This is a genomic window from Citrobacter sp. EC_71 (assembly GCF_019584005.1).
GTDB lineage: Bacteria > Pseudomonadota > Gammaproteobacteria > Enterobacterales > Enterobacteriaceae > Citrobacter > Citrobacter werkmanii.
Genome location: NZ_VDAY01000120.1, coordinates 1 through 228 on the forward strand (window position 1 = coordinate 1; position 228 = coordinate 228).

The window sequence follows — 228 nt, forward strand, 5'->3', positions numbered from 1 at the left end:
CTTCGCCGACAGTGAATTCAGCAGTAAGCGCCGTCAGACCAGAAAAGAGATTTTCTTGTCCCGCATGGAGCAGATTCTGCCATGGCAAAACATGGTGGAAGTCATCGAGCCGTTTTACCCCAAGGCTGGTAATGGCCGGCGACCTTATCCGCTGGAAACCATGCTACGCATTCACTGCATGCAGCATTGGTACAACCTGAGCGATGGCGCGATGGAAGATGCTCTGTA

1 protein-coding gene is annotated in these 228 nt (G+C 52.6%); it reads left to right on the plus strand.

The window, feature by feature from the left end; all coding sequences use genetic code 11:
* Positions 1-228, plus strand: a 228-nt coding sequence (locus tag FHD02_RS24300; protein WP_220394403.1) for a transposase, incomplete at both ends; no start/stop codon positions are given.